A 2,208-nucleotide genomic window follows, 5' to 3' on the forward strand; every position below is an offset into this window, starting at 1 on the left:
TGAAAATAAAAAAAAGAAAAGATATTAAAAAAGACCATTAAAGAACTTCATTAAGTGATTTTAATAGTCCTTTTAACAGTTAATTTACCATAAGTTAAATAGACTGAATATTTGCCTTTTTTCAAATATTTAAGACTTAAAGTAGCTATTCCTTTGGAATTGGTTTTTCTTTTGTATGTTTTGGACTTGAACTTGAATTTAATGTATTTGCTTTTTAAGATCTTTCCTTTGGAATTAAGCAATTTAGCAGTATATTTAACTGTTTTTGCTCTCTTCTTAGTAATATTCTTTGCAATTATGGTAGGTTTCACAGTTATATTATTCTTTACAGTGAATCCTTTATAAGTAACTGAAATGGCATACTTATTTGGTTTTGATTTAATTATCAGATAAGCGTATCCTTTATTGTCGGTACGTTTATTATAGGTTTTGCCCCTATAAGTGAATTTTACAGAGACGTTCTTTGCAATATTTCCATAATCATCAAGAACTTTAACCTTATATTTAGAACCAGACCCATAATACATGACCAAATTCTTATTTTCAGTGATTCTGCTTAAGACCTTGATTTTTTGAGTCTTTTCTTCTGATGTATTCGGATTGATGATTTTTACAGTGTAAGTTCCTGGTTTGAGTTTTACATCAATCTTGGCTACTCCATTTGCATCTGTCTTGACATTATATGTTTTTCCTGCAAAAACAATGCTTACAGTGGTATTCTTTAAAGGATTTGAATCCTTGCCTAAGAATTTTACGCTATACTTTGATCCGTAGGTATAATTGCTGTATTGAGGAATGACACTTGTCTTTACAGTTATGGTTGAAGTTCCATTTGAGGCAATGTAAAGCTTTTCTCCTAAGAATTTTACATTAAGCTTGTAGCTTCCTGTTTTTAAACTGATGTTCAAGTAAGCCTCACCGTTTTCATCAGTAAGCAATGCATCAGTGAAATTGTTTAAAGTGTATTCCAATACTCTTCCACCAAGAGGATTTCCATCCTCATCAGTTAATATGATTTTATATTCTTTGCCACTTTGATAAACTGTTTGAATATTTTCAAGAGTTATTATGGTTCTTCTTGAATCAATTGTGAAATTCAATTCAACATCATCAGATTCATAGACTGCATCATAAAGTGAAACTCTGACATTATGCAAGCCAACGTTCAATCCTGTCAAATTAATTGATGCAATGCCATCAAAAGATCTGATTGTGTAATTTACATCACCTAAATCAATGAAAATGGTTTCATTGATGGAATCATTAAGAGTGATGTTCACCAATGCGGTATCCAAATCAACAGAGATATTTGCAACCATATTTACAGGTATTTTTCTTATATCAATGGTTTCATTAGCTTTTGAAGTGACATATCCGCAGGCAACAAACTCTGCAAAGATTGTATTCAATCCTTTTTCAAAAATGTGAGTGATTTTTGCCACTCCATTAGATACATTCACAGGAATGACAACATCTGATAAGTTAAACAATACCACACCACAGTTTACTGGGTTTCCATATTGATTAATGATATGAGCAGTAATGTTTACAGGATTGAATCCATCATATTCTATATCCAATGAAGTTACGGTATCTATCATATCAAATACTGTAAATGCCTTAATGCATGCTACCTGAGAGTTATTGTAATGATGTCCAGGATAATCGTTCCATACTATGCTGTAGAGATCAGACCAATTTACACCATCATAACTGAAGAATGAAATTCCTTCCTTGAAGAATTCGTTATTCAGGCTTACCTTCTCAGCAATAGGGAATCCTGCATCACCTGTAACATTTATCTTGAATACAACTTCAAAGATGTCTCCTTTAATCAAAGGAATATGTTCAAAAAGGTCTATGGTCCAATAACCAGGATTTGAAAAGCCAGATTTGGTTGATTTCAAGACATCATTCACATAAACTGAAACTTCCCAATTAGTTGGCTTTTGGAAATAGGTTGAAACTGCAGACAAATACTCATTGCCAGTAGCTGTGAAAACGTTCTTATACCATACAGTATCTGTTGAATTGAAGAAATAATCTGTCTTACCTATATCATACTGATAATTCTTATCATACTTAATAGAATCATTTAAAATAATTGCAAAAGCGCCATCATTTTCGCCAAGTCTTAGGGCACTTATATCATAATATGAAAGGTAGAAGTAACCATTATCGTTACCCCAATTTTCTCCCCAACTGTTT

General features: G+C 31.9%; 1 protein-coding gene. It reads right to left on the minus strand.

What is annotated here, in order from left to right:
• Positions 1–50: 50 nt before the first annotated feature.
• On the minus strand, positions 51–2,208 hold a 2,158-nt coding region (locus ACKI67_RS03490; protein ID WP_407462004.1), incomplete at its 5' end, for a lectin like domain-containing protein.

The sequence above is a fragment of the Methanobrevibacter sp. genome (assembly GCF_045577275.1).
GTDB lineage: Archaea > Methanobacteriota > Methanobacteria > Methanobacteriales > Methanobacteriaceae > Methanobrevibacter.